General features: G+C 72.6%; 20 protein-coding genes and 1 tRNA gene. 5 read left to right on the top strand and 16 right to left on the bottom strand.

The window, feature by feature from the left end; all coding sequences use genetic code 11:
* Window positions 1-141: 141 nt before the first annotated feature.
* A tRNA-Tyr gene (locus tag CP984_RS22025) sits at window positions 142-223 on the bottom strand.
* 191 nt (window positions 224-414) lie between these two features.
* Here CP984_RS22025 and CP984_RS22020 point away from each other — a divergent pair.
* Both CP984_RS22020 and CP984_RS22015 read left to right on the top strand, forming a co-directional pair.
* On the top strand, window positions 415-903 hold the full coding sequence (locus CP984_RS22020) for a YajQ family cyclic di-GMP-binding protein (protein WP_003986256.1): 489 nt from the start codon (window positions 415-417) through the stop codon (window positions 901-903).
* Window positions 904-1,063: 160 nt separating this feature from the next.
* Entirely contained in the window at window positions 1,064-1,792 is a 729-nt protein-coding gene (locus CP984_RS22015) for an antibiotic biosynthesis monooxygenase (protein ID WP_003986257.1), read from the top strand.
* Window positions 1,793-1,813: 21 nt separating this feature from the next.
* Here the strand turns inward: CP984_RS22015 and CP984_RS22010 are convergent, their stop codons facing one another.
* From CP984_RS22010 to CP984_RS21940, 15 genes are all read right to left on the bottom strand, one after another.
* Window positions 1,814-2,209, bottom strand: coding sequence for a YccF domain-containing protein (locus CP984_RS22010; RefSeq protein ID WP_003986258.1), 396 nt, complete (start codon window positions 2,207-2,209; stop codon window positions 1,814-1,816).
* Window positions 2,210-2,343: 134 nt separating this feature from the next.
* Window positions 2,344-3,204, bottom strand: a complete 861-nt coding sequence (gene htpX, locus CP984_RS22005; RefSeq protein ID WP_003986260.1) for a zinc metalloprotease HtpX — start codon at window positions 3,202-3,204, stop codon at window positions 2,344-2,346.
* Between the two features lie 292 nt (window positions 3,205-3,496).
* Window positions 3,497-5,038, bottom strand: a complete 1,542-nt coding sequence (locus CP984_RS22000; RefSeq protein ID WP_003986262.1) for an NADH-quinone oxidoreductase subunit N — start codon at window positions 5,036-5,038, stop codon at window positions 3,497-3,499.
* On the bottom strand, window positions 5,038-6,687 hold the full coding sequence (locus CP984_RS21995) for a complex I subunit 4 family protein (RefSeq protein WP_003986263.1): 1,650 nt from the start codon (window positions 6,685-6,687) through the stop codon (window positions 5,038-5,040). The genes CP984_RS22000 and CP984_RS21995 overlap by 1 nt, the downstream gene beginning before the upstream one ends.
* Window positions 6,688-6,704: 17 nt before the next feature.
* Entirely contained in the window at window positions 6,705-8,738 is a 2,034-nt protein-coding gene (locus tag CP984_RS21990; protein ID WP_003986264.1) for an NADH-quinone oxidoreductase subunit 5 family protein, read from the bottom strand.
* Window positions 8,735-9,133 (bottom strand): NADH-quinone oxidoreductase subunit NuoK, encoded by a 399-nt coding sequence (gene nuoK / locus CP984_RS21985; protein WP_003986265.1) that lies wholly within the window; start codon window positions 9,131-9,133, stop codon window positions 8,735-8,737. Before nuoK ends, CP984_RS21990 begins: the two co-directional genes overlap by 4 nt.
* A complete protein-coding gene (locus CP984_RS21980) occupies window positions 9,133-9,771 on the bottom strand; it encodes an NADH-quinone oxidoreductase subunit J family protein (protein ID WP_003986266.1) in 639 nt (212 codons plus the stop codon). The genes nuoK and CP984_RS21980 overlap by 1 nt, the downstream gene beginning before the upstream one ends.
* Window positions 9,768-10,385, bottom strand: a complete 618-nt coding sequence (locus CP984_RS21975; protein ID WP_003986267.1) for a NuoI/complex I 23 kDa subunit family protein — start codon at window positions 10,383-10,385, stop codon at window positions 9,768-9,770. The genes CP984_RS21980 and CP984_RS21975 overlap by 4 nt, the downstream gene beginning before the upstream one ends.
* Window positions 10,385-11,350 carry a complex I subunit 1/NuoH family protein gene (locus CP984_RS21970; RefSeq protein WP_003986268.1) on the bottom strand — a complete coding sequence of 322 codons (966 nt, stop codon included), beginning with the start codon at window positions 11,348-11,350 and terminating at the stop codon, window positions 10,385-10,387. The genes CP984_RS21975 and CP984_RS21970 overlap by 1 nt, the downstream gene beginning before the upstream one ends.
* The gene (locus CP984_RS21965) at window positions 11,347-12,645 is read right to left on the bottom strand and encodes an NADH-quinone oxidoreductase subunit C (protein ID WP_043980013.1); all 1,299 of its coding nucleotides are present in this window, start codon (window positions 12,643-12,645) and stop codon (window positions 11,347-11,349) included. The genes CP984_RS21970 and CP984_RS21965 overlap by 4 nt, the downstream gene beginning before the upstream one ends.
* Window positions 12,642-13,391: an NADH-quinone oxidoreductase subunit B gene (locus CP984_RS21960; protein ID WP_030182526.1), complete on the bottom strand. Its 750-nt coding sequence runs from the start codon at window positions 13,389-13,391 to the stop codon at window positions 12,642-12,644. Before CP984_RS21960 ends, CP984_RS21965 begins: the two co-directional genes overlap by 4 nt.
* On the bottom strand, window positions 13,382-13,783 hold the full coding sequence (locus CP984_RS21955) for an NADH-quinone oxidoreductase subunit A (RefSeq protein ID WP_003983386.1): 402 nt from the start codon (window positions 13,781-13,783) through the stop codon (window positions 13,382-13,384). Before CP984_RS21955 ends, CP984_RS21960 begins: the two co-directional genes overlap by 10 nt.
* A 166-nt stretch (window positions 13,784-13,949) precedes the next feature.
* Window positions 13,950-15,077 (bottom strand): hypothetical protein, encoded by a 1,128-nt coding sequence (locus CP984_RS21950; RefSeq protein ID WP_003983384.1) that lies wholly within the window; start codon window positions 15,075-15,077, stop codon window positions 13,950-13,952.
* 369 nt (window positions 15,078-15,446) lie between these two features.
* Window positions 15,447-16,778 (bottom strand): EsaB/YukD family protein, encoded by a 1,332-nt coding sequence (locus CP984_RS21945; RefSeq protein ID WP_003983383.1) that lies wholly within the window; start codon window positions 16,776-16,778, stop codon window positions 15,447-15,449.
* Window positions 16,768-17,442, bottom strand: a complete 675-nt coding sequence (locus CP984_RS21940; RefSeq protein ID WP_003983382.1) for an RDD family protein — start codon at window positions 17,440-17,442, stop codon at window positions 16,768-16,770. Before CP984_RS21940 ends, CP984_RS21945 begins: the two co-directional genes overlap by 11 nt.
* 143 nt (window positions 17,443-17,585) lie before the next feature.
* Here CP984_RS21940 and CP984_RS21935 point away from each other — a divergent pair, with 143 nt between their 5' ends.
* From CP984_RS21935 to CP984_RS21925, 3 genes are all read left to right on the top strand, one after another.
* Window positions 17,586-18,923, top strand: coding sequence for a sensor histidine kinase (locus CP984_RS21935; RefSeq protein ID WP_003983381.1), 1,338 nt, complete (start codon window positions 17,586-17,588; stop codon window positions 18,921-18,923).
* A 308-nt stretch (window positions 18,924-19,231) separates the two neighbouring features.
* Window positions 19,232-20,545: a sensor histidine kinase gene (locus tag CP984_RS21930; RefSeq protein ID WP_003983380.1), complete on the top strand. Its 1,314-nt coding sequence runs from the start codon at window positions 19,232-19,234 to the stop codon at window positions 20,543-20,545.
* Window positions 20,546-20,812: 267 nt separating this feature from the next.
* A complete protein-coding gene (locus CP984_RS21925; RefSeq protein ID WP_003983379.1) occupies window positions 20,813-21,472 on the top strand; it encodes a response regulator transcription factor in 660 nt (219 codons plus the stop codon).
* Window positions 21,473-21,506 lie beyond the last annotated feature (34 nt).

Raw genomic sequence — 21,506 nt, 5'->3', positions numbered from 1 at the left:
GGGGCTTTCCGCCATCCCGGCGCCGCTCCCCCACGCGTACGGCGGACGGCCGACCGGGTGGGTGTGAACTGCGCGACACGGATACCGGCATGAAAAAGAGGCCCCGGTCCGCATACACGGACCGGGGCCTCTTCTCACCTGTGGCGGCGCCAGGATTCGAACCTGGGAAGGCTGAGCCGGCAGATTTACAGTCTGCTCCCTTTGGCCGCTCGGGCACACCGCCTGGGTTTATTGCTGGGAGATCCGCCCGTCGGGCGTCGCTCCGTGGCAACGACGTAAACCATACCCGATGGCCGGGGGTGGTCCGCCACCCGGTTCTTCCCGGATCGATCATGCGCGGGGTGACTAGGCTTGCACAGCGGTCCGGACCGGGCCGCACCCCTGACGGATCTACGTACGAGGAGCCAACTCAAGATGGCCGACTCCAGTTTCGACATCGTCTCGAAGGTCGAGCGGCAGGAGGTCGACAACGCCCTCAACCAGGCCGCCAAGGAGATCTCGCAGCGCTACGACTTCAAGGGCGTGGACGCGTCGATCAAGTGGTCGGGCGAGAAGATCGAGATGCGGGCCAACGCCGAGGAGCGGGTGAAGGCTGTCCTCGACATCTTCCAGTCCAAGCTGATCAAGCGCGGGATCTCGCTGAAGGCGCTGGACGCGGGCGAGCCGGAGGCGTCCGGCAAGGAGTACAAGATCTTCGCCTCCCTCCAGGAGGGCATCACACAGGAGAACGCGAAGAAGGTCGCCAAGATCATCCGCGACGAGGGCCCCAAGGGCGTCAAGGCGCAGGTGCAGGGCGACGAGCTGCGGGTCAGCTCGAAGAGCCGGGACGACCTCCAGGCGGTGCAGCAGCTGCTGAAGGGCAAGGACCTGGACTTCGCGATCCAGTTCGTGAACTACCGGTAGCGGCGGTTTCCCCGGGCCGTGGCCCGGGGCCGGCCGGCGGGGCGGCGCGCGGGTGCGTGCCGCCCCGCCGGCGTGTTCGGGCGCGGCCGGAAGCGGGGCCCGGGAAGGCGCGCGGTTCGGGCCTTGACCTCAAGTTTGGTTGAGGTCGGAGAGTGTCCGTATGACTTCGGAAACGGAAAACCAGCAGGCCACGCACGTCCGGACCACGGTCACGGGCGGCTTCCAGGACCCGGCGCGCTTCCTGGTGGACGTGCTGCCCGAGATCCGGCGCCCCGGTGTCGGGCCCGTACTGATCAGTGAGTGGGACGCGGAGGACACCGCGCGGCAGCAGGCCGTGATCGAGGGGGCCGCGCGGGCGCTGGGGGCGGCGCCGCTGCCGGGCGGGCTGGTGTCGCAGGTCTTCCTGGCCGGGACGGACGGCCGTGCGGTGCTCGGCCTCGGGCAGTGGGAGGAGGGGGCCGCCGGCGCGCCCCTGCGGGCCGTCGAGGAGGGCGGGGCGCGGCGCTACCGCTACTACCGCAGCCTGCTGCCCCAGGGCGAGCCGCCGGAGCCGGGGTGCATCGTGACCGTCCGCTTCAAGACGACGGGGCACGAGGCCGCCCGGCAGCTGGTCGACGGCCTGGTGGACATGATGAACGGCCTCCAGCCGGGCGCCGCCGAGCGCTCCCGGACGCCGTCCGGCGGGATCTCCTCGAACTTCCACATCAGCGAGGACGGCACCCGGGTCTTCAACTACAGCGAGTGGACGGACGAGGCCGCGCACCAGCGCGTGGTCGACACGTCGCTCCAGCAGGGCGGTGCGGTGATGCGGTTCATCGAGAGCGTGCCGGGCGTCACGCCGCTCGGCTTCAAGCGGTACGTGGCGCCCCGGGGGCTCGTACGGCGGTGAAGAACGCGGGGCCCGCTCTTCTCAGTAGCGCGCGGCGAAGGGCTGGTCCGTGGGGACGATCTCGCGGCCGAGCGGGAGGAGCGAGATCGGCACCATCTTGAAGTTGGCGATGCCGAACGGGATGCCGATGATCGTCACGCACAGCAGGAGCCCGGTGACGATGTGCCCGAGCGCCAGCCACCAGCCCGCGAAGATGACCCAGATGACGTTGCCGATGACCGAGCCGGCGCCCGCGTCGCGGCGCTCCACCGTCGTACGGCCGAAGGGCCACAGGGCGTAGCCGGCGATGCGGAACGAGGCGATGCCGAAGGGGATCGTGATGATCAGGACGCAGCAGATGATGCCCGCGACGACGTAGCCGATGGCCATCCACAAGCCGCTGAGGATCAGCCAGATGACGTTGAGGATGAGCTTCATGCGGGGCAGCCAGCCTTCCATGCACCGAGTCGTGCGGTGGTCGAGTCTTACCTCCAGGTAGACGCAGGGACGGCGCGAATCGTTGCAGGCGCCGGGAGTGCCGGAACCGGTCCGCCCCGGGAGGGGCGGCGGTTTCAGGAGTGGCGGCCCGCCATCTGCTCCAGGCGGGTGATGCGCTCGCGCATCGGCGGGTGGGTCGAGAACAGCTTGGTCAGGCCGTCGCCGGGCCGGAACGGGTTGGCGATCATCATGTGGCTCGCCGTCTCCAGCCGGGGTTCGGCCGGCAGCGGGAGCTGCCGGGTGCCCGCCTCCAGCTTGCGCAGCGCGGAGGCGAGGGCGAGCGGGTCGCCGGTGAGCTGGGCGCCGGAGGCGTCGGCCTGGTACTCGCGGGAGCGGCTGACGGCCAGTTGGATCAGGGAGGCCGCCACCGGGCCGAGGATCATGATCAGCAGCATGCCCAGGATGCCGGGGCCCTCCTCGTCGTCGGAGCGGCCTATCGGAATCAGCCAGGCGAAGTTGACCAGGAACATCACGACCGAGGCCAGTGCCCCGGCCACGGAGGAGATGAGGATGTCGCGGTTGTAGACGTGGCTGAGCTCGTGGCCGAGGACGCCGCGCAGTTCGCGTTCGTCCAGGAGGTGCAGGATGCCTTCCGTGCAGCAGACGGCGGCGTTGCGCGGGTTGCGGCCGGTGGCGAAGGCGTTGGGGGCCTGGGTCGGCGAGATGTACAGGCGGGGCATGGGCCGGCGCGCCGCCGTGGACAGCTCGCGGACCATCCGGTAGAGCTGCGGGGCCTCGAATTCGCTCACCGGGCGGGCGCGCATGGCCCGCAGGGCGAGCTTGTCGCTGTTCCAGTACGCGTAGGCGTTGGTTCCGAGGGCCACCAGGACCGCGACGATCAGGCCCGTACGGCCGAAAAAGCCGCCGATGACGATGATGAGCGCGGACAGTCCCCCGAGGAGTACGGCGGTCCTGAGCCCGTTGTGCCTGTGCACGGTACGCCCTCCAGGTGGTACGGCAGGGGAACCCTTTGCTGACGTTTCCTCCACTTTTCAGTGGACCCTTTCTGTCTGGTCAACGCCAGATGGAGGGTGCTGGTTCCCTTGTGCACGCGAAGGCGGCGCACGGCCGTACGAGTGAGCCCCCGAGCGGGTGTACCGCTCGGGGGCTCCGGCACGGGTGGCGGCCGGGCGGATTCCGGCCAGGGAGGGGCAGAGCGCTGGTGATTTCCGGCCAGGCCGGTACGGGGCGGTCAGGCCGCCGTGAGAAAGCGCTCGCGCGGCGCGCTCAGAGGAGCGCGCCGGAGGCGAAGCGGAGGACCAGCTGCGGCGCGCCGGACAGGACGATGCCCAGTACGGCGGCCAGGGCGATGGCGGCGGTGAGCGGGGCGGTCCGCGTCCCGGCCACGGCCACAGCCCCGGCTCCGGCCCCGGCCTCGCCCTCGGCCGGCTCCTCCGCCGTACGGAAGAGCACCGCCGTCCACTGGAGGTAGTAGTAGAGCGCGATCACCACATTGACGGCCATGACGACGGCCAGCCATGCCAGGCCCGCGTCCACCGCCGCAGAGAAGACCGTGACCTTGGCGAACAGGCCGATGATGCCGGGCGGCAGACCCGCCAGGCAGAGCAGGAAGAAGCCCAGGGCGAGCGCGGCCAGCGGGCGGCGCGCGTAGAGGCCGCGGTAGTCGCTGATGCGGTTGGCGGGGCTCGTACGGGCCACGAGGGCGGCGACCCCGAAGGCGCCGAGGTTCACGGCCGCGTACATCAAGGCGTACGCGACGGTGGACCCGATGGCGTGCGCGGCGTCGTCGGCGTACCCGGCGGCGGCGATCGGCACCAGGAGGTAGCCGGCCTGGCCCACCGAGGACCAGGCGAGCAGGCGTACGGCGCTGTGCGCGCGGTCCGGGGCCTGGCGCAGCGCGGCGACGTTGCCGACGGTCATGGTCAGGGCGGCCAGTACGGCGACGGCCGGGCCCCAGACGTTCGCGTACGAGGGGAAGCCCTGGACCGCGACCAGGATGAGGCCGGAGAAGCCGACGGCCTTGCCGACCACGGAGAGGTACGCGGCGACCGGCAGCGGCGCGCCCACGTAGGTGTCGGGCACCCAGAAGTGGAACGGCACGGCGGCGGTCTTGAAGGCGAAGCCGACGAGGGTCAGGGCGACGCCCGCCGAGGCCAGGGTGGCCAGCTGGGGGTCGGGCAGGTGGGTGAGGGCGCCGGCGACGCGGCTCAGGTGCAGGCTGCCGGTCGCCGCGTAGACGAAGCTGACGCCCAGGAGCATGACCGCGGTGGCCGCCACCGAGGACAGGAAGAACTTCAGGGCCGCCTCCGAGGAGAGGCGGTTCCCGCGCTTGAGCCCTACGAGGGCGAAGGCGGGCAGCGAGGCCACTTCGAGGGCGATGACGAGGGTCGCCAGGTCCCGGGAGGCGGGCAGCAGGGCGGCGCCCGCCGCCGAGGACAGCAGCAGGAACCAGAACTCGCCCGCGGGCAGCCGGTGGTCCTCGATGGCGGTGACCGACAGCAGGGCGGTGAGCAGCGCGCCGGCCAGGACCAGGAACTGGATGACGACGGCGAAGTGGTCGGCCGCGTAGCTGCAGACGCCGGGGTCCGAGGTCAGGCAGAAGGTGCGGCGGTCCCCCGCCACCAGGGGGATCAGCGAGAGCGCGGCCAGGGCGAGGCCGCCGGTCGCGCACCAGCCGAGGACCGGCTTGCGGTGCTCGGGGACGAAGAGGTCGGCGACCAGGACGGCCAGGGCGACGACGGCGGTGATCGTGGGCGGTGCGACGGCGAGCCAGTCGACGGACTGGACCAGGGAGGTCACGGAACTCATCACTTACCGCCTCCGAGGAGCTGCTGGACGGCCGGGTCGGTGAGGCCGAGGAGGGCCGCGGGCCACAGGCCGGCGAGGACGGTGAGGGCGGCGAGGGGTGACCAGGCCGCGTATTCGTAGCGGGCCAGGTCGGGGATGACGGGGGCGGTACGGGTGGCGCCGGGCTCTTCGGAGCCGGCCGTCGCGAAGGCACCGGGTTCTTCGGGGCCCGCGGTCGCGGCGGTTTCGGTTCCGCCGCTCTCGGCGGTCTCCTTGTTCCCCATGCAGACCCGGCGTACGACGATCAGCAGGTACGCGGCGGTGAGCAGCGTGCCGAGGCCGGCCAGCGCCATGAACGTGAGGAACGCGGGGCGGCTGAGCCCCTCTGCGGGCCGGAACGCGCCGAACATCGCCAGCATCTCGCCCCAGAACCCGGCGAGTCCGGGCAGGCCGAGGGAAGCGATGGCGCCGAAGGCCAGCAGGCCGCCGAAGCGCGGGGCGCGTCCGTACAGGGCGGCGCCGGTGCGGCCCGCGAGCCGGTCCAGGTCGGTGGTTCCGTACCGGTCCTTGAGGGCGCCGACCAGGAAGAACAGGAGGCCGGTGATCAGGCCGTGCGCGATGTTGGCGAACAGCGCGCCGTTCAGGCCGGTCGGTGTCATGGTCGCGATGCCGAGCAGGACGAAGCCCATGTGGCCGACCGAGCTGTATGCGATCAGGCGCTTGAGGTCGCCCTTGGCGCCGCGCCGGGCGAGCGCCAGGCAGGCGAGCGAGCCGTAGACGATGCCGACGGCGGCGAACGCGGCGAGGTACGGGGCGAAGGTGTGCATGCCGTCGGGCGCGATGGGCAGCGCGATGCGCACGAAGCCGTACGTGCCCATCTTCAGCATGACGCCCGCCAGCAGCACCGAGCCGACGGTGGGAGCGGCGGTGTGCGCGTCGGGCAGCCAGCTGTGCAGCGGCCACATCGGCGCCTTGACGGCCAGTCCGATGCCGATCGCGAGCACCGCCAGCAGCTGGACGGTGTGGCTGAGCTGGGATTTCGGCCCGTTGTCAGTGGCGAGTGCCACCATGTCGAACGTGCCGGACTTCAGGCCGATGAGCAGCAGGCCCAGCAGCATCACGACCGAGCCGAGGAGGGTGTAGAGGATGAACTTCCACGCCGCGTACTGCCGTTGCGCACCGCCCCACCGGGCGATGAGGAAGTACATCGGGATGAGGACCATCTCGAAGGCGAGGAAGAACAGCACGAGGTCCAGGACGGCGAAGGTGGCGAGGGTGCCGGCCTCCAGGACCAGGAGCAGGGCCACGAATGCCTTGGGGGACGGGCCCGCGGGCAGGTGGAAGTAGCTGTAGAGCGCGCAGAGGAAGGTCAGCAGCGCGGTCATCACGAGAAGGGGGAGCGAGATGCCGTCGATGCCGAGGTGGATGCGGATGCCGAGCGCCTGGATCCAGCTGATGTCGGTGGTGGCCTGCATCCGGGCCGGGTGGTCGTGGTCGAAGCCGGCGGCCAGGGCGATGGCCGCGGCCAGCACCACGCCGGTGACGGTCACACCGTGGCGCAGTACCGCCTGGTCGGGGTCGCGGCCCTTGAGGCCGGGCGGGGCCGGGAGCAGTGCGGCGACCGCGCCCAGCAGGGGCAGGACGACGACGGCCGCGAGGAGAAGCTGCATAGCGGTGTGATTCACGGTCAGGCTCCCGTGCCCGTAGCGACGAGGACGACGGCGACGGCCAGGACGAGCGAGCCCGCGAGCAGCGCGCCCAGATAGGTCTGCACATTGCCGGTCTGGGTACGGCGGACGGCGGCGCCCAGCCAGCGGGAGGCGGTGCCCGCGCCGTGTACGTACGTATCGACGACCTCGCGGTCGAGGAAGCGCACGAGCCGGGCGCCGGCCTGCACCGGCCGTACGAACAGGGCGGTGTAGACGGCGTCGAGGTGGAAGCCGACGGCGGCGGGGCGGTGCAGCGGGCCCAGCAGGAGCCGGCCGGGGTCGGCGGGGTCCGGGGCGCCGGCGTTGTCGCCGTAGGCGGCGGCGTGGGTGGCGATGGCGCTCTCCTCGGAGTCCGCGGGGGCGGCGTCCGGGGCCACCGCGACCGCGCCGAGCGGGACGCGGGCCGCGAGGGCGGTGGTGTGCCGCCAGGCTCCGTAGGTGACCAGGGCGCCGACGAGGGCGATGCCGGTGCCCAGGACGGAGGTGGTCAGGGTCGGGGTCAGCGAGTGGCCGTCGAACCAGTCGGGCAGGACGGGGGTGGCCAGGCCGAGGGTCAGGGTGGGGATGAACAGCACCCACAGCACGGTGTTCATCACGAGCGGCTGCTTGCCGTGGTCGGGGGCGGTTTCCGGGCCCTTGCCGTGGAAGGCCAGCAGCCACAGCCGGGTCGCGTAGGCGGCGGTGAGGAAGGCGGTGACGAGTCCGGCGAGCAGGACGGTCCAGCCGGCCGCCGTGGGGACGGCGGCGAGCGTGCCGGAGGCCGTCGCATGGCCGGAGGCGGCGTGTTCGGCGGCGCCCAGGACGGCTTCCTTGGAGAAGAAGCCGGCGAACGGGGGGATGGCGGCCAGGGCGAGCAGCGCGACCGTCATCGTCCAGTACGCGTCGGGGATGCGCCGGGCCAGGCCGCGCATCCGCGACATGGCGGCCAGCGAGTTGGTGCCGGCGGCGTGGATGACCACACCGGCGGCGAGGAAGAGCAGGGCCTTGAACGCACCGTGCGACAGGAGGTGGAAGACGGCGGCGCCGCGGTCGCCGACGGCCAGCGCGCCGGTCATGTAGCCGAGCTGGCCGACCGTCGAATAGGCCAGGACGCGTTTGATGTCGTCCTGCGCCAGGGCGGCGAGTCCGGAGCCGACCATGGTCACCGCGGCCATGACGGCGAGCACGACCATCGCGGCGGCGGAGGCCGCGAAGACGGGGAGGAGACGGGCGACGAAGTAGACGCCGGCGGCGACCATGGTGGCCGCGTGGATGAGGGCCGAGACCGGGGTCGGGCCGGCCATCGCGTCGGGCAGCCAGGTGTGCAGCGGGAACTGTGCCGACTTGCCCGCGACACCGGCCAGGAGCAGCAGCGCGATGAGGGTGGGGTGGTCCAGTCCGCCGACGGCCACGGTCTTGAGGATGCCGGTGATGCGGAACGTACCGGCGTCGGCGGCGAGCGCGAAGATGCCGAAGAGGAAGGGGACGTCGCCGAGCTTGGTGACGAGGAACGCCTTGAGGGAGGCGGAGCGGGCGGCTTCGGTCTCCCAGTAGTGGCCGACCAGGAAGTACGAGCAGATACCCATGATCTCCCAGCCCACCAGCAGCACCATCAGGTCGCCGGAGTAGACGACGAGCAGCATCGCGGCGGTGAAGAGGGAGACCAGGGCGGCGTAGGAGGGGTAGCGCGGGTCGTCGCGCAGGTAACCGGTCGAGTAGATCTGCACGCAGCAGGCGACGACCGCCACGAGCACGGCGACGAGGGCGGCGAAGCCGTCGATGTGCAGGGCGAGGTCGATGGGCACGGAGCCGGTCGGGGTGAGCCGGGTCGCGGCGTCCACCGGGGCCTTGCCCGCACCGGCGCCGCCGCCCTGGGCGACGGCCACGACGACGGCCAGGGCGGCCGCGGCGACGGTCGGCAGTATGGCCAGCGGGCGCACGAAACCGGGCGCCCGGCGGCCGAGGAAGAGGCCCGCGAGGGCCCCGAGGAAGGGCAGGAGGGGTACGAGTACGGCGGTGGTCGTGGTCGTCACGCGGCGGCCTCCGCCTGCTGGTCCGGCCGCGGCCGGCCGGCGGCGTCCGCGCCGCCGGTGAGGTCATCGTTCGGGTCCGTGCCGTCCGGGCGTTCGGCGAGGTCGCGGAGGCGGTCCACGTCCGAGCTGCCGCGGTTGCGGTAGACGAGCAGGACGATCGCCAGGCCGATGCCGATCTCGGCGGCGGCCACGGCGATGGTGAAGAGGGTCAGCGCCTGGCCGGCGTGCAGCTTGTCGCGCAGCCAGACGTCGAACGCCACGAGGTTGAGGTTGACGGCGTTGAGCATCAGCTCGACGGACATCAGGACCAGGATCGCGTTGCGCCGGGCGAGCACGCCGTACAGGCCGACGCAGAACAGGAGGACGGCGAGGACGGCGGGATAGGCGAGGTGCATCAGCCTTGGTCCTCTCTGAGACGTACGCGATCACCGGGCTGTTTGCGGGAGCCGGGCCGTTTGAGGGAACCGGGCTGCTTGCCGCCGTCGGCCTGCCCGCGGTCGCCGTCCTTGCGGGAGAGCACGATCGCGCCGACGAGGGCGGCGAGAAGGAGGACGGAGAGCGCTTCGAACGGCAGCACCCAGTACTGGAACAGGCTGCGCCCGGAGGCTTCGGTGGAGCCCTGGACCGCGCCGTCCAGGTCGATCCAGGTCGTACGGAACGCGTCCGTGACGACCCAGACCAGCGCGGCGGCGGAGGCGACGGCCACCGTGAGCGCGGCCCAGCGGTTGCCCGAGTCGGCGTCCGGGGAGCGGCCGATGGGCGCCTTGGTGAGCATCAGTCCGAAGAGGAGGAGGACGACGACGGACCCGACGTAGATCAGGACCTGCACCCAGGCGATGAACTCGGCGGTCAGCAGCAGGTACTCGACGGCGATGCCGCCGAGGGTGACCACCAGCCACAGGGCGGCGTGCACCAGCTGCCGGGTGGTGACGGTGACCACGGCCGCGCCGAGGGTGACGAGGCCGACGAGGAGGAAGGCGATCTCGGCCCCGGTCGGGGAGAGGAAGCCGTGGCTTGCGGCGGCGAGCGTCACGCTCCCCCCTCCTGTTCCTGGGCGGTGTCCGGGGCTGCTTCCTGCGCCGCCTGCCGCTCGGCGGCTTCCTGGGCGGCGAGTTTGTCGGCGGCCTTGCGGGCGGCGCCGATCTCCTTGGGCTCCTCGGCCGCGGGGTCGAGGGCGGGCGGTTCCGGCACCGTCCACATCCATTCGCGGAGTTTGTCCCGCTCATGGGTCAGGTTGTGGATGTCGGTCTCGGCGTACTCGAACTCCGGCGACCAGAACAGGGCGTCGAAGGGACACACCTCGATGCAGATACCGCAGTACATGCACAGGGAGAAGTCGATGGCGAAGCGGTCCAGCACGTTGCGGCTGCGTTCGCGGCCGCCGGGCGCGGCGGGCGGCACCGTCTCCTTGTGGGAGTCGATGTAGATGCACCAGTCCGGGCACTCGCGCGCGCACAGCATGCAGACCGTGCAGTTCTCCTCGAACAGCCCGATCACACCGCGGGTGCGGGGCGCCAGTTCGGGCTGCACCTCCGGGTACTGCTCGGTGACCGAACGCTTCGTCATCGTCCGCAGCGTCACGGCCAGGCCCTTGGCGAGGCCGCTGCCGGGCCAGCCGGACTTCTTCTGCGAGGTCTCCGGGGCCATTACGAGATCACCACCTTGACGACGCCGGTGAGGGCGATCTGGGCGAGGGCCAGCGGGATCAGCACCGTCCAGGCCAGCTTCTGCAGCTGGTCCTCACGCAGCCGCGGGTAGCTGACGCGCAGCCAGATCACGCCGAAGGCGAGGATCGCGGTCTTCAGGAGCGTCCACAGCCAGCCGAGGCCGTCGGCGCCGAACGGTCCGTGCCAGCCGCCGAGGAAGAGCACGGAGGTCAGGGCGCACAGCACGACGATGCCGGCGTACTCGGCGAGCAGGAACAGCGCGAAGCGCAGCCCGGTGTACTCGGTGTACGCACCGAAGATGATCTCGGAGTCGGCGACCGGCATGTCGAACGGCGGCCGCTGCAGCTCCGCCAGCCCCGCCGTGAAGAAGACCAGGCCGCCGACGATCTGCCAGGGCACCCACCACCAGTGGAAGGCGTCGAGGATGCCGGGCAGCGAGAGCGTGCCGGCGGCCATCGCGACGGAGGCGGCGGCGAGCAGCATCGGCAGCTCGTACGCCAGCAGCTGGGCGGCCGTACGCAACCCGCCGAGCAGCGAGAACTTGTTGGCCGAGGCCCAGCCCGCCATCAGCGAGCCCAGCACGCCGACGCCCATGACGGCGAGGACGAAGAAGACGCCCGCGTCCAGCGACTGCCCGACCGCGTTGTCCGGGCCGATCGGGATGGCGATCAGGACCAGCAGGTACGGCAGCAGGGCGACGGCGGGCGCGAGCTGGAAGATGCGCCGGTCGGCTCCCGCCGGTACGACGTCCTCCTTCTGCGCGAACTTCACACCGTCGGCGACGAGCTGCGCCCAGCCGTGGAAACCGCCCGCGTACATGGGCCCGAGGCGGCCCTGCATATGGGCCATGACCTTGTGCTCGGTCTGGCCGATGACCAGCGGGAAGACCAGGAAGGCGACGAAGACGGCGATCAGGCGCAGGGCGATGTCGAGGGCGTCGCTCATGGTCTGGTCCCGCCTTCTTCTGTCGCGCTGCCGGTGCCGGGGCCGGGGGGTTCGCCGGTGCCGGGGGTTTCGCCGTTGTCGTTGGCTTCGGCGGTCCGGGGTTTCTCGGGCGGGGTCGGGGCCTGGGCCGTCTCATCCTCCGGCTTCGCCTCGGGCTTCGTCCCAGGCTCGGGCTTCAGCTCGTCCTCGAAGGCGGGGCGGGCGTGGTGCCACGGGGCGTCGGAGGATGCCGGGGTGGCGGGCGCCTTGCGGGCGGCCGGTTCCTTAGCGGCTTCCCGACCGGCTTCCTGAGCGGCCGGTCCCTGGCTGGGCCGGCCGGACTCCTGTCCGGCCGCAGCTGCCGCATCGGTCGTACCAGCCGTATCAGCCGTATCGGCCACCTGCTGACTGGCCGACCCCTGGCTGGCGCTGCGCGTCCGGCGGGCGGGACGTTCCGGTCGTGCGGGGCGTTCCGGACGTGCAGGACGCTCCGGCCCGGTGGCCGGGGCCGACGGCTCGGCGGCGGCCGACGCGTCCGCTGCCGGTGTCTGCGCCGCATCCGCTGCGCTCGGCTGCTGGCTCGCCGACCCGGCGCCCGCCGTACGCGTACGGCGGACCGGCCGCTCTCCCGCGGCCCCACCGGCCGCACGGGCCCCGCCGGCCGCGCGCGCACCGCGGGCCGGGCGGGCCGGGGCAGGCGGCAGCTGGCCCTTCAGCGGGCCCCACTCGTTCGGGTCGGGCACGCCGGGCGGCAGCATCTGGCGACGCTTGGGCCCGCCGTGCTCGGACTCGCCCGGCTCCTTCGCGCCGGGCCACGCCTTGGCGACCCGCGCCGCGAGCACGAAGTCCTTGCGCAGCGGGTGGCCCTCGAAGTTCTCCGGGAGCAGCAGGGGCTCCAGGTAGGGGTGGCCGGTGAAGTCGACGCCGAACATCTCGTGCGTCTCGCGCTCGTGCCAGCCCGCGCCCGCGTACACGCCGGTGGCGGTGGGCAGTACGGCCGCGTCGTGCGGGACGGTGGTGCGCAGCACCAGGCGCCGTACGGTTTTGGGCCGGGCGATGTCGGCGAGGTGGGCGCAGACGCGGAAGCCCGTACCGGGCTCGTCGACGGCGCTCAGCCAGTCGAAGTAGCTGCACCCGAGGTCGTCGCGGGCGGCGGTCAGCGCCGGGATCCAGGCTTCGGCGGGCACGTCGACGGTGAGCAGGTCGTAGGACTCTTCGGCGGTCGCGCCGGGGCCGAACAGCTCGGTGGCGGGTCCGGGCAGCCAGCCGACGGCCGGCTCCTCGCCCTGCGGGTCCGGGGACTGTTCGTCGCTCACTGCTCTCCCGCTCCCTTCGGCTTCCCGTCACCGTTGCCGCCGGCCTCGGACGGCGCCCCCGGCGCCCCGGGCTCCGGCGGCGCGACCAGCCCGCTGCGCAGCGCGGCGGCCGACGGCCCGGCCGGAGCGGCACCGCTGCCGCCGTTCACGGACGGCTGAGCACCGTTCGCGGACGGCTGGTCCCCGTTGCCGTACCGCTCCCCCAGCGACTCGCGGGCGATCTTCTCCTGGAGCTTGAGGATGCCCTGGAGCAGCGCCTCGGGCCGGGGCGGGCAGCCCGGTACGTACACGTCGACGGGGATGATCTGGTCGACGCCCTTGGTGACCGCGTAGGAGTCCCAGTAGGGGCCTCCGCAGTTCGAGCACGCGCCGAAGGAGATGACGTACTTCGGCTCCGGCATCTGCTCGTACAGCCGCTTGACCGCGGGCGCCATCTTGTCCGTCACCGTGCCGGAGACGATCATGAGGTCGGCCTGCCGCGGCCCCGGCGCGAACGGGATCACGCCGAGCCGGATGAAGTCGTGCCGGGCCATCGACGCGGCGATGAACTCGATCGCGCAGCAGGCGAGCCCGAAGTTGAAGACCCACAGGCTGTAGCGGCGGCCCCAGTTGAGGACCACCTTCATGGGTTCGGGGGCCAGCCGGGCGAGCGGGCCCAGCCGGCGCCGTTCCACGGCACCGCCGGCGGACACGACGGGCAGCTCGGCTCCCGCCGGCGCGGTCGGCTTGGCGTTCGTCACGTCCATTCCAGGACGCCCTTCTTCCATGCGTAGAGCAGGCCGACGGCGAGGAAGCCGAGGAAGATGAACATCTCCACCAGCGTGACGCCGCCGAAACCGGGGGCGGCGAAGACCGTCGCCCAGGGGAACAGGAAGATCGAGTCGACGGCGAAGATCACGTACAGGAAGGCGTAGACGTAGTAGCGGACCTGGGTGTGTGCCCAGCCCTCGCCCACCGGGTCCACGCCGCACTCGTAGGTGAGCAGTTTCTCCGGGGTGGGCACCACGGGCCGCAGCAGCCGCCCGGCACCGAAGGCCACGGCCACGAAGAGCACACCGATCACGGCGATGAGGCCGACGACCGAATAGCCCTGGAAATAGTCCGCGGCGATGCTGGTGCGTACGGTCGCGTCCGGCACGTCCGCCCTCGCTCCCTGACTGCTCTTGTTCAACGACTTCGACGATCTGTACGCACGGGAGTCTAGGCCCTGCCCCGCCCCAGGTGAGCAGTCGCGTCACAGGACGGACGGCTATGGCCCGACTTCGCCCCGCCCGGCCCCGTCGCCGGGGCCCCGTGTGGCGGCGTCAGACCTGGCGCTGCCGGCCCGCGCCGCGCGACACCGCGCGGTCCATCACCTCGGCGGCGAGCCGCGCCGCCGCCTCCCGCGTCCGCTCGCCCAGCAGCTCCGTGCGTACGGCACCGCCGCCGGCCAGATGCCGGTCGTACGGCAGCGGCAGCACCGCCGCGCCGCCCGCCCCCAGGTGCTCGACGGCTTTCCGTACGTCAATGCCCCCGTCGGGTGACGTGTGGTTGAGCACGACGACGCACGTCGGCAGCAGCCCGCGGTGCACGCCGCCCATCCACTCCAGTACGGACTTGGTCGCCAGTACGCCTTCCACCGTCGCCGGGGTCACCAGAACGCGCGCCTGAGTGGTGACCAGCGCGGTGCGCGCCACCTCGGCGGGCAGCGTCTCGCAGTCCACGACCGTGGTGGCGAAATGGCGGCGCAGGGAGGTCATGACGGTGCGGTAGGTGTCGAGATCCAGCCGCGTGCCGATCGCGCCCTGGCTGCCGGGCAGCAGCCAGCCGCCGCCCGTGAAGGGCAGGAGATAGCCGGTCAGGTCGGTGATCAGCATGTCCGGGCCGACGATCTGCGCCAGATCGGTGCCCGACCAGCGCACCTCCCGCGCGCCCAGCCGGTGCGGCAGCGTGCCCAGCGCCGGGTCGGCCTCCACCGCCAGCACCGGGTCGGAGCGGTAGTGCGCGTAGGTGAGGGCGAGCAGGGCGGCGACGGTGGACTTGCCCGCACCACCGCGGATGCTGGAGACGGCGAGCTGCCGTCCGGTGGTCACCGGCTGCTGGATGGCGTGCGCGGCCCGGGTCAGCGCCTCGGTCTCGGCCGCCGTGGACGAGGCGAACACCCGCCGCAGCGCCCGCCCCGCCCGCCGCGCGGCGGATTCCCCGTGCCGCGGCTTGGCCTGCACCCCGTCCAGCTCGGGCGGGAGGAGGGGGACGGAGATGGGGGTGGGGGAATGTACGGGAGTGGGCACGTACGTCTGCTTCGCCAGGGGTACGGGCGGGGGCGCGGGGACGGGAGTGGGTACGGACGGCGTGGGTACGGGCGGGGGCGCGGCCTCGGGCAAGGGGCCGGTGGGCAGGAAACCGGTGGGCAGCGGGCCCGTGGGGAGCGGCCCGGCGCCCGCCGTGGGCATGACACTGGGAGCTCCGGGAGTCCCAGACGGTCCAGGCGCACCGAGCGCATCAGCCGCACCAAGCGCCCCGGGCATCACCCCCGGCGCATACCCAGGCATCGGCGGCACCGTTGGCCCCGGTGGCACCAACGGCCCCGACAGCCCAGGCGCCCCCGGCGGCACTGGCTGCCCCACATCCCCCTCCTGCCCCGACATCCCCATCTCCCCCGGCACTCCCTGCCGACCCGGCTCTCCCGACATGAACCCTCCGCCGCCCCTTCTGGTCAGACCGGTCGATGTGCTCGACCGCCGCGGCCGATCATTGTGGTCGACCCGGTCGCCGCTTTCGGTCGACCGGGTGCTCCGAGCGCGTACGGCACCCGGTCACAGCTACAGCAACCGGTCGAAAACCCCGGACGCCCCAAGTCCCACCGGAATCAGTGCCACCACACTCACCACCTCGACCACGTCCGTCAGGCGCCGCAGCAGCGCCCGTACGTGTTCCGGCAGCCGTACGGCGAGCGCCGCGACCGGCAGCGCCGCCAGCAGGCACAGCGCGATCAGCGCCCCCGCCGCACTGCCGCCGTCCGCCCACAGCAGGGCCAGCCGTACGCACACCGCCGTACCGGCCGTCAGCAGCGCCACGACCTCCAGTACCAGCGGATAGGCGCGCGCCCTTGAGAACAGCACGACGCACAGCAGCACCGCGCCCGCCGCGGCCCAGCCGTCGCCGGCCCCGGAGGCGCCTCCGACGGCCACCACCCCGGCCGCACCCGCCGACCCGGCCATCGCGACGGCGGCCGGGGTGAGTCCGCGGTGCGTGGCGCCCAGCGCCGCCGCGACCCCATGGCTGCTGACCGGCGTACCTTCGGAGCGCCGGTCGTCCAGCCGCGTCAGCCCGGCCGACGTCAGGGCGAGCCGCGGCAGCGAGCCCAGCGCCAGTACCGACATCAGGCCGATCAGGACGGCCGCCCGCGCCGGGTCGGCGAGCGCCGTGCCCGCTTCCCACACGCCCATCGTGGCCGCGACCGCCGCCGCCCCGACGAGTCCGCCCCGCCCCAGGCCCGTACAGAGCCCGAGCAGCGCGAGCACGGCCGCCACCGTCAGCCCGACGGCGGCCAGGCGCGGCGCGGCGCCGGAGGTCATGTCCCAGGAGGCGAGCACGCCGAGCGCGCCGCCCATCAGGAGCAGCGTCGTACCCGGTACGCGTCTGCCGAGCAGCGACCCGGCCGCCGCGCCGGCCCCGACGATGATCACCGCGGCACCGGCGAGCCAGGGCCCGGCCTGCTCCGGCCCGTACGCGCGCGCTGCGAGCAGCCCGGCCACGGCCGACAGCAGCGTCCCGGCCGCGACCGCCGTCCACGTCCGACTCCGTTCGCCCCACCGCCAGGCGGGCAGGTCGAGGCCGTCGTCCGTCACCGCACCCATTCCTTCAGGTGCGGTCGGCATCGGCGCCCCCTGTTTCCGGAGCAGCCGCAGTACGGACCCGTCGGTCACGTTCGCGGACGCGAGCGTCTCGCCCTGGGCGAGTACGGCGCCGCCGTCCGTCACCAGGCGGCAGTGCGACGGCCCGTACGCCACCGGGTCGCCGATCGCCCGCAGTACCTCGGGCAGCAGCGTGCCGACCGGCTCGTGCGCGGGCAGCACCAGGTCGACCCGGCGCCGTTCGCCCGCCAGCACCACCCGCCGCAGCGCCACCCGCGCCCCGGCCTCACTGCGCACGGCGCCTGACCACCACGGTCCCGGCCACCTTGTCGTGCAGACACTGCCGGTACGGCTCGTCCCAGCAGCACCACAGCACGTTGAGCAGCCCCAGCAGCGGGACGAAACCCATCGGGAAGACGATGGCCCAGCGCCCGAGCGACCGCCCGAACGTCAGCGGCGCCCCGGTCTCCAGCTGGGCGACGCGCAGGCCGCAGATCTGCTTGCCGAACGTGCCGCCGTACTTCCAGTTCGTGAACGGCTCGTACAGGAGCACGGCGATGAGGGCGGGGATGCCTATCAGCAACGGCGGAAGCCAGGCCGCGTCGCGCGGCAGCGCGGCCTGGAGGAGGCCGACCACCACGAACATCACGATCATCGCGACGAGCTGGAAGACGATATCCAGCAACCGGGCCCCCAGCCGCGCGCCCTGACTGCCCAGCATGGCCATGGGCGGCCCGCCCGCCTGCGGCGCTCCGTAGGGGTAGCCCTGCGGTCCCGGCGCCGCATAGCCCGGCGCCTGCCCGTACCCGTAGGCCCCCTGTCCCCCGTACGCGCCTTGCTGCCCGTACGCCCCCTGCTGGCCGTACGGGCCCTGCTGCCCATATGTCCCCTGTTGCCCGTACGGTCCCTGCTGTCCGTACGGGCCCTGCTGTCCGTACGGGCCCTGCTGGTACTCACTCATGCCGCAGATCCAAGCCGCCCGTGCCGCTTCCGCACAAGCCGCACCCGTAACGGACCCGGAGGCGGCGGGGTGAGGAAAACCCCACCCCGGGTCACCGACGTTCCCCATGGTCGCTGCGGGTGGCGACCGGCAAGCTAGGGCGTATGACCGCACGCTCCGCTCATGACCGACGCCGTGACCGCCCCTCGGGCCCGGCCGCGCCACTGGCCGCCACCGGTTACGGCGCGGGGTACGGCGCCGACGAGCCCCTGCCGCCGCCGCGGGCCGCGCTCGCCCCCGCGACCTGGCGGGAGGTCCTGCACCTGCTCACCGATCTCCTGCTGGGCGTGCCCGCCTTCGCCGTGGTGACGGTGTGGCTGGTGGCGGGGATCGGGCTGTCCCTCACCGTCGTCGGGCTGCCGCTGCTCGCGGTGGGGCTCCTGGTGTGCCGCCAGTACGGGAAGCTGGAACGGGCCCGCGCGCGGCGCCTGTTGGGCGTACGCGTGGATGAGCCGAGCCCACTGCGCGCGGCGGGGAACGGTTTCTTCTCCTGGCTGTGGGTGCGGCTGAAGGACCCGGTCGGCTGGCGGCACGCGCTGTACGCGTTCATCCGGCTGCCGTGGTCGGTCCTCACCTTCCCGGTCGTGCTCACCTCGCTCATCGTGGCCTGGCCGGCGCTGCCCTGGATCGCGCGCGGGCTGTCGAACGCCGACCGGATGATGGTGCGCGGCCTGTTGTCCCCCTCCGACGAGCTGGAGCGGCGGATCGCCGAACTGAAGATGGACCGCGCGACGGTCTCCGACACCGCCACCGCCGACCTGCGGCGCATCGAACGCGACCTGCACGACGGCGCGCAGGCCCGGCTCGTGGCGCTGGCGATGGGGCTCGGGCTGGCGAAGGAGAAGCTGCTGGAGGACCCGGACGCGGCGGCGCAGATGGTCGACGAGGCGCACGGCGAGGTGAAGCTCGCCCTTCAGGAGCTGCGGGACCTCGCGCGCGGCATCCACCCGGCCATCCTCACCGACCGCGGCCTCGGTCCGGCCCTGTCGGCCCTCGCCGCCCGCTGCACCGTGCCGGTCAAGGTGGCGGTGGACGTGGCGGAACGGCCCGCGCCTGCCATCGAGGGCATCGCGTACTTCACCGTCTCCGAGCTGCTGCAGAACGTCTCCAAGCACAGCGGCGCGCGGACGGCGCGGGTCGAGGTCTGGCGCGCACCGGACCGGCTGCTGATCCAGGTCCAGGACGACGGGCGGGGCGGCGCGCGGCTGGACGGCGGCAGCGGCATGGCCGGGCTGGCGGAGCGGCTGGGGTCGGTGGACGGCCTCTTCGTCCTCGATTCCCCGGTCGGCGGCCCGACGCGGGTGACGGCCGAACTGCCGTGGCGGGGCCGCGAGCAGGAGCGGAGCGGGGAGAAGGGGCGGAGCAAGGAGAACGGGCGGGGGCGCGAGCGGGGGCAGGGCCGGGCGGGCCGAGCGCGTGAGGGCCGGACGAAGAGTCTGTGAGCACCGGCCGAAGGGTGTGGAAGCGTCGGCAGAAGGGCGTGTGAGCACCGGCCGAAGGGCGCGGACGGCTGACGACGTCCGAGCTCGCGCGGGCAGCTGTCGAAGCCCGTGCTCGCGGGGGGTGGGGAAAACCCCAGGGTGAAGACTGCGTTTTCCCTCATGGTGCGGAGGGCGCGGAGCGCGGAGGCTGGAGGTAGCCGGCAGAGCTGGGACCAGCGGCGTCGGCGGCGACAGCAGCCGGCGTGGCCGGGGCGCGATGGAGTGCCCCGGCAGACCGGCCCGGACCCGGCAGAACGGACGACGAGACGATGGACACCGCGTACGGATCCCATCCCCCGGCCTCACGCGTACCCACCGCGCTGCGGGCCCCGTTCTCGGGGCGCACCTGGCGGGAGTTCCTCTACCTCCTCCTCAGCCTGCCCATGTCGGTCGTGATGTTCTGCTACGCCGTCACCATGGTCTCGCTCGGCGCCGGCCTGCTGGTCACCTTCCTGGGCATACCGGTCCTCGCGGGCGCGCTGATGGGGTGCCGGGCCATGGGCGCCCTGGAGCGGGTCAGGGCGCGCGGCCTGCTGGAGCTGGACGTGGACCCCCCGGAGCCGATACGCGCCGCCAAGCCGGGCTTCCTGAGCTGGGTCGGCGCGGTCCTCAAGAGCGGCGTCTCCTGGCGCCACCTCCTGTACTCGATCCTGCACTTCCCCTGGGCGATCTTCGCCTTCTGCTTCTCGGTGACGTTCTGGTCGGTGGGCTGGACGCTGCTGCTCTACCCGGTGTGGCAGTGGACGTTCCCCGCCTACCTCGACCAGCCCGGCATCCAGCTGTGGGGCAACGGACACGGCGACGGCGTCTACCTGGACACCCCCGCCGGGATGGCGGTGGCCAGCGCGACCGGGCTGCTGCTGGTCCTGGCCGGCCCGTGGGTGATACGCGGGCTGACGCACGTGGACCGGGTCCTGGTGCACGGCCTGCTCGGCCCCTCCCCGCTCGCCACGCGCGTCACGGAGCTGGAGACGGACCGCGGGGTGGTCGTGGACACCGCCGCCGCCGACCTGCGGCGCATCGAGCGCGACCTGCACGACGGCGCGCAGGCCCGGCTCGTGGCGCTGGCCATGGACCTGGGCCTGGCGAAGGAGAAGCTGGCCGAGGACCCGCAGGCCGCGGCCAAGATGGTCGACGAGGCGCACGGCGAGGTGAAGGTAGCCCTCCAGGAGCTGCGGGACCTGGCGCGCGGCATCCACCCGGCCATCCTCACCGACCGCGGTCTCGGCCCGGCCCTGTCGGCCCTCGCCGCCCGCTGCACCGTGCCGGTCAAGGTGGAGGTGGACCTGGACCACCGTCCGGCCGCGGCCATCGAGGGGATCACCTACTTCACCGTCTCCGAGCTGCTGCAGAACGTTTCCAAGCACGCGCGGGCGACCGCCGCCACCGTGGACGTGTGGCACGCGGGCGACCGGATCATGGTCCTGGTCACGGACAACGGCCAGGGCGGCGCGACCACGGAAGCGGGCAGCGGACTGGCGGGCCTGGCGGAGCGCCTCGGCTCGGTCGACGGCCTCCTCGTCGTCGACTCGCCCGTCGGCGGCCCGACGTCCATCACCGCCGAACTCCCCTGGCGCGGCTGACCCGCCGCCGCCCCACCACAACCGCTCCCCCGCGCCGGGCCCGGTTCACCCCAGAGCGGGGGATAGCACCCACCCATACGCTCCCCACCCCTCTCCCCGTCACCCCCCTCCCCCCAGACCGCCGCCCCGTCCCCTCCCCTCACCTTCCGGACTGCCGTCTCCCATTCCCGGCGCTGGGGGGCGGGTGGGTCCGGATGCTGGGATGCTGGGGGGCGCAGGGTGGGGAAGAAACGGAACGTGGGGGCTTGAAGAGTCGTGGAGGACAGGGTGCGGGTGGTCATCGCCGAGGACTCGGTGCTGCTTCGGGAGGGGCTGACCCGGTTGCTGACCGACCGTGGACACGATGTCGTCGCGGGGGTGGGCGACGCCGAGGCGCTGATCAAGGTCATCGGGGAGCTGGCCGCCGAGGGCGGGCTGCCGGACGTGGTCGTGGCGGACGTACGGATGCCGCCGACGCACACGGACGAGGGGGTACGGGCCGCGGTGCGGCTGCGGCGCGACCATCCGGGGCTGGGGGTGCTGGTGCTGTCGCAGTACGTGGAGGAGCAGTACGCGACGGAATTGCTGGCGGGATCCAGTCACGGCGTCGGCTATCTCCTCAAGGACCGGGTAGCCGAAGTGCGGGAGTTCGTCGACGCGGTGGTCCGGGTCGCCGAGGGGGGAACCGCGCTCGACCCCGAAGTGGTCGCGCAGCTCCTGGGCCGCAGCCGTAAGCAGGACGTGCTGGCGAACCTCACGCCACGGGAGCGGGAGGTCCTGGGGCTGATGGCCGAGGGGCGGACGAACTCCGCGATCGCACGGCAGCTGGTGGTGAGCGACGGTGCGGTGGAGAAGCACGTCAGCAACATCTTCCTCAAGTTGGGCCTGTCGCAGAGTGACGGGGATCACCGTCGGGTGCTGGCCGTCCTCACCTATCTCAACTCCTGAGAAATCCGACACGCCGTCAGTTGCGCAGGTTGCG

The sequence above is a fragment of the Streptomyces rimosus genome, assembly GCF_008704655.1.
GTDB classification, from domain to species: domain Bacteria; phylum Actinomycetota; class Actinomycetes; order Streptomycetales; family Streptomycetaceae; genus Streptomyces; species Streptomyces rimosus.
Note: the sequence above shows the minus strand (reverse complement) of the source record. Positions and strands in the feature narration are given on the sequence as shown.

Bases quoted from the DNA above. Each gene is read 5' to 3' on its own strand.
- CP984_RS22020 (WP_003986256.1), top strand. From the start codon at position 415: ATGGCCGACTCCAGTTTCGACATCGTCTCGAAGGTCGAGCGGCAGGAG.
- CP984_RS22015 (WP_003986257.1), top strand. From the start codon at position 1,064: ATGACTTCGGAAACGGAAAACCAGCAGGCCACGCACGTCCGGACCACG.
- CP984_RS22010 (WP_003986258.1), bottom strand. From the start codon at position 2,209: ATGAAGCTCATCCTCAACGTCATCTGGCTGATCCTCAGCGGCTTGTGG.
- CP984_RS22000 (WP_003986262.1), bottom strand. From the start codon at position 5,038: ATGAGTTCCGTGACCTCCCTGGTCCAGTCCGTCGACTGGCTCGCCGTC.
- CP984_RS21995 (WP_003986263.1), bottom strand. From the start codon at position 6,687: ATGCAGCTTCTCCTCGCGGCCGTCGTCGTCCTGCCCCTGCTGGGCGCG.
- nuoK (WP_003986265.1), bottom strand. From the start codon at position 9,133: ATGCACCTCGCCTATCCCGCCGTCCTCGCCGTCCTCCTGTTCTGCGTC.
- CP984_RS21975 (WP_003986267.1), bottom strand. From the start codon at position 10,385: ATGGCCCCGGAGACCTCGCAGAAGAAGTCCGGCTGGCCCGGCAGCGGC.
- CP984_RS21970 (WP_003986268.1), bottom strand. From the start codon at position 11,350: ATGAGCGACGCCCTCGACATCGCCCTGCGCCTGATCGCCGTCTTCGTC.
- CP984_RS21960 (WP_030182526.1), bottom strand. From the start codon at position 13,391: ATGGACGTGACGAACGCCAAGCCGACCGCGCCGGCGGGAGCCGAGCTG.
- CP984_RS21950 (WP_003983384.1), bottom strand. From the start codon at position 15,077: ATGCCCACGGCGGGCGCCGGGCCGCTCCCCACGGGCCCGCTGCCCACC.
- CP984_RS21940 (WP_003983382.1), bottom strand. From the start codon at position 17,442: ATGAGTGAGTACCAGCAGGGCCCGTACGGACAGCAGGGCCCGTACGGA.
- CP984_RS21935 (WP_003983381.1), top strand. From the start codon at position 17,586: ATGACCGCACGCTCCGCTCATGACCGACGCCGTGACCGCCCCTCGGGC.
- CP984_RS21930 (WP_003983380.1), top strand. From the start codon at position 19,232: ATGGACACCGCGTACGGATCCCATCCCCCGGCCTCACGCGTACCCACC.